This is a genomic window from Dyella sp. 01N448 (assembly GCF_056399225.1).
In genome coordinates, this window is sequence record NZ_JBFTQX010000012.1 from 77,098 (window position 1) to 83,416 (window position 6,319).

Below are 6,319 nucleotides of genomic sequence, written 5' to 3' on the forward strand. Positions count from 1 at the left end.
GCTTTGCCGATATCACGGCATGGCGTAACTGTTATTCCCTCGATCCGCATCAGGCAACTTGTGCTCCGGATCCAGCGTGAGCTTCGCGATCTTCTTGCTCGTATGCAACGCCAGCTTCGGCGCCGCACTCTGCCGCCATGCTTCCACCGGCACAGGCACGTCCTCGTGGCTGCCGTCGGCGTAGTCGATGCGCAGCGTCGACGGCATCACCAGCTTCTGCTTGCTGGCCAGGGTCACCTGCACGCCCTTGGCCGGGTCGTTGTCGACATAGCTCGCCGCGCTGATGCCCATGTCCAGCTGCCAGTTGTTGAGGTACCAGCCGCGCCACCACCACGACAAGTCCTCGCCCGCTTCGCTGCTCATGAAGCGGAAGAAGTCCGACGGCGTGGGATGGTGATACGCCCAGGTGGCGATGTATTTGCGGAAGGCCGGATCAAACCGGTCCGGCCCCAGGATCTGCTCGCGCAGCAGCACCAGACCGAGTGCGCCCTTGAAGTAGCTCACCGGATGGCGGTACTTCTCGGCGACGGAATCGGCCGGCGCCATCAGCGTGGGCGCGTTGGGATCAGCCAGCAGCGGGAGGATCTCATCAACCGGATTGCCGCCTTTGGGCGCGTACTCGCTGTCTCGCTTGGGCGCGAACTCACCCTTGTTGAACGCGTCCGAGGCATACACGTCGATGAAGGTATTGAAGCCTTCGTCCATGAACGCGTTGCGGCGTTCGTTGGAGCCCACCACCATCGGGAACCACGTGTGTCCGATTTCGTGCGCGGTGATCCAGAACAGCATCGGGCCCTTGTCCTCGAAGCCGTCGAACACGATGCCGGGGTATTCCATGCCGGCACCATGACCACCGAGGTTGACCGCCACCGGCCACGGATACGGATACCACTTCGAGGAGAAGTGCTCGATCGCGCCCTTCACGTATTCGCTGGAGCGATCCCATTTGTCCTTGCCCACGCCTTCCACCGGATACACCGACATGGCCAGCGCGTGCTTGCCGTCGGGCAAGTTGATGCGTGCGGCATCCCACACAAAGGCAGGCGATGCGGCGAAGGCGATGTCGCGGGTGTGCTCCATGTGGAAGCGCCAGGTCTGGGTGCCGCTTTGCTTCGGACGGCTGGCGGGGTCGTTCACTTCCTGCGGCGAGCGGATCATCACCGTGCTATCGCTCTGCGCTGCCTGCGCGAGGCGTTGCTGCTGCGCGGCGGTGAGCACCTCGCCGGGATTGGTGAGCGCACCGGATCCGGCCACGATGTAATTCCACGGCACGGTGACGGCGTAATCGATATCGCCGTATTCCAGATAGAACTCCGAACCGAGGTAGGGCTGGGTGTCCCATCCGCGCAGATCGTCGTAGACGGCCATGCGCGGGAACCACTGCGCGATCTCGTAGATGTCGCCGTTCTTGGTCGGCGTGACCGCCGTGCGACCGCCCCAGGTGCCCGGCACCGTGTAGTGGTAGCGGATGCGCAGCTTGGCCTGCTTGCCGTTGGCGGCCAGCGGCTGGCCCAGGTCCACGCGCAGGCGCGTGTCGTCGACCAGGAAGTGCACGGGCTTGCCATCCACCTCTACAGCTTCGATCTGGTAGCCGTCAGTGAAGTCGTTGCGCGGGCGCGGCGAGGTAAGCGTGCCGCGCGAGTCGCGTCGATAGATGTTCTGGTCCAGCTGCACCCACAGCACGTCCAGCGCATCGGGGCTGTGGTTGGTGTAGGTGATGGTTTCATCGCCGCGCAGCGTGTGCGAGGCCGGGTCGATGTTTGCCTGGATCGCGTAATCCACGCGGTTCTGCCAGAACTGGGGCCCCGGCTTGCCCGCACCATCGCGGAACGCATTGGCCGCATCGGGCAGCGTGAGCGGCGCAAACAACGCCTGGGGATCGAACGCGGCGTCCGTGCCGTCGGCAAAGGCCGGCGCGCACAGGGCGCCAGCTGCAATCAGGCCCGCCGCAACGGCGCAGCCCAGGACGAGTTTCTTCATCAGGCGTTTTCCTCAAGGCTCACCGGTCTGAACCCGACAATATAGGCAGCGCGACGCCGGATGAACCGGGTCAGTGGTCATGGGCGCCGGCGCATCTTCATGCGAACGGGCCGGCCGCGAGGCCGGGAGCGGCGGCGCGAGGCGGTACAATGGCCTCATGAGCACCCCCGAACATTCCCCGCTCGGCAAGACCACCGTCTACGCCGACCGCTACGACCCTTCCCTGTTGTTTCCCATCCCGCGCCAGGGCAAGCGCGACGAGATCGGCGTGTCCGAGCCGCTTCCGTTTCACGGCGAGGATGTCTGGAACGCCTATGAGCTGTCCTGGCTGGACGCTCGCGGCAAGCCGGTGGTGGCACTGGCGGAATTCCGCGTGCCGGCCAGCTCGCCCAACATCATCGAGTCGAAGTCGTTCAAGCTTTACCTCAACGGTTTTTCGCAGGAACGCATGGCCGACAGCCACAGCCTTTCGGCCATCCTGGTGCGCGATCTCTCGGCCGCTGCCGGCGCCCCGGTGGAAGTGACCCTGAGCCACGCGCAGGCGCGCGGGCATGCCGTCACGGACCTCGCGGGCACCCTGGTGGACGAGCTGGCGATCGAGATTGACGACTACGGCCCGCCGCGTGCGGACTATCTGATGACCAACGACCATGCACCCGTGGTCGAGGAAGTGTTGGTCTCCAACCTGCTGCGTTCCAATTGCCCGGTGACCGGCCAGCCGGATTGGGGCAGCGTGCAGATCCACTACCACGGCGCGCCGATCGATCACGCCGGCCTGCTGCGCTATCTGGTTTCCTTCCGCAACCACAACGAATTCCACGAGCAATGTGTCGAGCGGATTTTCGTGGATGTGATGGAGCGCTGCCGCCCGCAGCGTCTCAGCGTCTATGCGCGCTATACGCGACGCGGCGGCCTGGACATCAACCCCTATCGCAGCACCGGCAGCGAGCGCCCCGGCAACCCGCGCGGTGCGCGCCAGTAGTCGCCGCCGTGAAGGTGGCGTGGATGCAGAAACCGCGGTAATCGCAGCTTCAGACCGCGGAAGCTAGCCTCGCAATGGCAATGCGCCCGGCCTCACCCGCCGGGTATGTCCGCCACCAGCCACGGGGTCAGTCATGAATATCCAGCCACGCAAAACGGCCTTGTACTGCGCGACCCTTGCCGGACTGCTCGTGCTGGGCGCCTGCGGCAAGAACCAGGAAGCGTCCAACACCACGCCCACCGCACCGGCGACCAGCGCCCCTGCGCCCGTGGCCCCGGCACCGCCGGCCAGTACGCCGATGCCGCCGCCGTCGAGCGCGCCATCGCCAACCAGCACCGCTCCCGCACCGGTGCAGACGACTGGAAAGTCGGCCGGCATACAGACCGGCGGCGAGATCAAGGTGGCCGCCGTCACCCTGGGCAGCCAGGTCGACGCGGCGCATGCCATCAGCAAGGAACAGCGACGATTTGCGCCGGAAGACCAGGCCATCTACGCCAGCGTGGCCACCATCGGCACCACCGACAACGCCACCTTGAACGCCAAGTGGAGCTACGTCGACGGCAAGGACGAGGCTTTCAGCAGCACCAGCGAATCCATCGCCACCGACGGCCCGGCGATCACGACGTTCAAGGTGCAGAACCCCAATGCCTGGCCCAAGGGCAAGTACAAGGTCGTGATCTCGCTCAACGGCAGGCCGGTGGCTACGGAAGACTTCGAAGTACGCAGCTAGGCCGGTCGTAACGCACGAAAAAGGCGCCTTTACGGCGCCTTTTTTGTGGCTGCGCGAGATGGCTACAAGGCACGCTTCCACTTGTGCACGCGCACGCCCGCGATCACCTGCAGCACGCCGTACACCAGTGCGGCCACGCCTATCCAGATCGCCACGGTGAGCAGGCCGGCCACCGGATAAGCGGCGAACAGCCCGCCCAGCAGAATGGCCAGCACGCCGCTCAAGGCAATCATCCACTCGCCGGTAATCTCCTTGCGCACGCGGATGGCGAACACGATGCGGTAGATGCCCGCCACGATCAGCCACGCCGCCAGGAACAACAGCAACACATTGACCACGGCCAGCGGATGCCAGATCGCCAGCAGCCCGAACACGATGGAGGCGACCGCGTACACGATCAGCCAGCCGCGCGACATCGCCAGATGGCGATTGAACAGGGCGAACACGCTGATGATGCCCTCCGCCAGGGCCATCACGCCAAACGCCCAGGTCAGCGCAATCACGGTGCCGCCCGGCCATACCAGCGCGCTGATGCCAAACAGGATGGAGATGACGCCGTAGAACACCAGCAACCAGCCCGTGCGGCTGACGCCCCGATGCAGGATGGAACTCATAGTCGCGACCCTCCTTGAGGTTGAAAGGCGGGCACCAGCTGCCCGCAGACGCTCACGGCCCAGGCAGGAACATGCCGCCCTCCCCCTCGTCGCGCGAGCGCCCGAGACAGCATCGACGCATCCCGCGTGTCGACGCAATGCGAACGCCGTCTCAACCGGTTGCGGAGGGGGTGAAATCCGGCCAAAACCACTACATCGATGGCACGTGGACTTAACTCGCGGCTTGCTTGAATTGCAGCGTGGTGCGTACGGCACGATGGGCCATCCATCGAGGATTTGTCATGAAACAGCGCAATATCCAGGGCCAGTGGAAACAGATAGGCGGCCAGATCAAGCAGCACTGGGGCAAACTCACGAGCGACGATTTGCGAATCGCCGAAGGCAATGCCGAATATCTATCGGGCAAACTGCAGCAGCGCTACGGCATCGCGCGCGACGAAGCCGATCAGCAGGTGAAGGCCTTCGAGAAACAGCTATGTCACTCGCAGGGCTCGCGCTGAGTAACTGCTGCCGCGCTCACAAGGTGTCCAGTGGAATTTTCAGATAGCTGATGCCGTTGTCTTCCGAGGGCGGCAAGCGACCCGCGCGCATGTTCACCTGCACCGCTGGCAGCAGCAGCCGCGGCATCGAGAGCGTCGCGTCGCGTGTGCTGCGCATGCGCACGAAGTCGTCTTCATCGCTGCCTGCGCGCACGTGGATGTTCGCGCGGCGCTCTTCGCCCACCGTGGTTTCATGCGCGAAGACATCGCGACCCGGCGCCTTGTAGTCGTGGCACAGGAATACGCGGGTTGCGTCCGGCAGGGTAAAAAGCTGCTGGATGGAACGGTACAGCGTGCGCGCGTCGCCACCGGGAAAATCGCAACGCGCCGTGCCGTAGTCCGGCATGAACAAGGTGTCGCCGACGAAGGCCGCATCGCCGATCACATGCGTCATGCACGCGGGCGTGTGGCCTGGCGTGTGCATCGCTACTGCCTCGATGCTGCCGACGCGGTAACGCTCGCCGTCCTTGAACAGATGATCGAACTGGCTGCCGTCACGCTGGAATGCGTCGCCGGCGTTGAATATCTTGCCGAATGTTTCCTGCACCTCGCGGATGTGCTCGCCAATGGCAAGCTTTCCGCCGAGCACGGATTGCACGTAAGGCGCGGCGGAAAGATGATCCGCATGCACATGGGTATCGATGACCCACTCCAGCGCCAGCCCCTGCGCCTTGACGAAGTCGATCATGGCGTTGGCCGAATCGCGCCGGGTGCGGCCGGAGACTGCGTCATAGTCCAGCACGCTGTCGATCACCGCCGCCTTGCGCGTCGCCGGATCGGCCACGACGTAGCTGAAGGTGTTGGTCGACTCGTCGAAGAAGGCCTTTACCTCAGGTCGCTGCACGGCTCGCTACTCGTGTCCATGGCGCCTCATTGGAACGCATGAGGCATCGCGATGCCAGCAGGCAATAGCGATAGCGACTTGGACGATGCTGCCCGCAGGGCAGACACAGGCTTAGGAGGTGGCGCGCCCGGAGGGATTCGAACCCCCGACCAATGGCTTCGGAAGCCACTACTCTATCCGGCTGAGCTACGGGCGCATGAGCGTCGGCGCGTGCGTGGAACCGGGGCTCCGGGGCACGGCGAGGGCGCAGTATAGCGGAGTTGGGGGCGGGAGCCCATGTGGGGGCGGGGTGGGTTTGTTGGTGTGGCGCGTGGTCGATTTGGCGCGGGCCGCCCCTTTGCTTGTCATTCCGGTGTAGGCCGGATTGCAGAGCTTCGGTGTTTAGTTGTCGCCTCGAGGCCAGGGTGCCGCCTACGCGGCGGGCGTTTCGATCGGCTGCCGCCGACCGAATCACTTTTCTTTTGCTGGCCCAAAAGAAAAGTAACCCAAAGAAAATGGCCTGATAACGCCCGCAGCATCGTGTTGGGATAAGCCCGAACGCTCGAGGCGCGTCCTGATGGGACAACCTCCGAGGGTACACAGGGGATACTTCCAAGCGCTGCGCAACGCGCCCGAATCGCTGAGGACTTA

Annotated in this window: 6 protein-coding genes and 1 tRNA gene; 3 read left to right on the top strand and 4 right to left on the bottom strand. The window is 64.4% G+C overall.

All coding sequences use genetic code 11. The features are described 5' to 3' along the window. Positions 1-12 precede the first annotated feature (12 nt). Positions 13-1,980 carry a M1 family metallopeptidase gene (locus AC1DKY_RS17580; RefSeq protein ID WP_441604930.1) on the bottom strand — a complete coding sequence of 656 codons (1,968 nt, stop codon included), beginning with the start codon at positions 1,978-1,980 and terminating at the stop codon, positions 13-15. A 157-nt stretch (positions 1,981-2,137) separates the two neighbouring features. On the opposite strand from AC1DKY_RS17580, the gene queF reads away from it, so the two are divergent. Further along, positions 2,138-2,962 carry an NADPH-dependent 7-cyano-7-deazaguanine reductase QueF gene (queF, locus tag AC1DKY_RS17585; protein WP_441604931.1) on the top strand — a complete coding sequence of 275 codons (825 nt, stop codon included), beginning with the start codon at positions 2,138-2,140 and terminating at the stop codon, positions 2,960-2,962. A 133-nt stretch (positions 2,963-3,095) separates the two neighbouring features. Further along, the gene (locus tag AC1DKY_RS17590) at positions 3,096-3,692 is read left to right on the top strand and encodes a hypothetical protein (RefSeq protein WP_441604932.1); all 597 of its coding nucleotides are present in this window, start codon (positions 3,096-3,098) and stop codon (positions 3,690-3,692) included. A gap of 62 nt (positions 3,693-3,754) precedes the next feature. Here AC1DKY_RS17590 and AC1DKY_RS17595 read toward each other — a convergent pair whose 3' ends face one another. Then, positions 3,755-4,306 (bottom strand): HdeD family acid-resistance protein, encoded by a 552-nt coding sequence (locus AC1DKY_RS17595; protein WP_441604933.1) that lies wholly within the window; start codon positions 4,304-4,306, stop codon positions 3,755-3,757. 281 nt (positions 4,307-4,587) lie between these two features. Here AC1DKY_RS17595 and AC1DKY_RS17600 point away from each other — a divergent pair, with 281 nt between their 5' ends. Further along, on the top strand, positions 4,588-4,806 hold the full coding sequence (locus tag AC1DKY_RS17600; protein WP_441604934.1) for a CsbD family protein: 219 nt from the start codon (positions 4,588-4,590) through the stop codon (positions 4,804-4,806). A gap of 16 nt (positions 4,807-4,822) precedes the next feature. Here the strand turns inward: AC1DKY_RS17600 and AC1DKY_RS17605 are convergent, their stop codons facing one another. Both AC1DKY_RS17605 and AC1DKY_RS17610 read right to left on the bottom strand, forming a co-directional pair. Continuing rightward, positions 4,823-5,689 (bottom strand): MBL fold metallo-hydrolase, encoded by an 867-nt coding sequence (locus tag AC1DKY_RS17605; protein ID WP_441604935.1) that lies wholly within the window; start codon positions 5,687-5,689, stop codon positions 4,823-4,825. Positions 5,690-5,808: 119 nt separating this feature from the next. Then, a tRNA-Arg gene (locus AC1DKY_RS17610) sits at positions 5,809-5,885 on the bottom strand. Positions 5,886-6,319 lie beyond the last annotated feature (434 nt).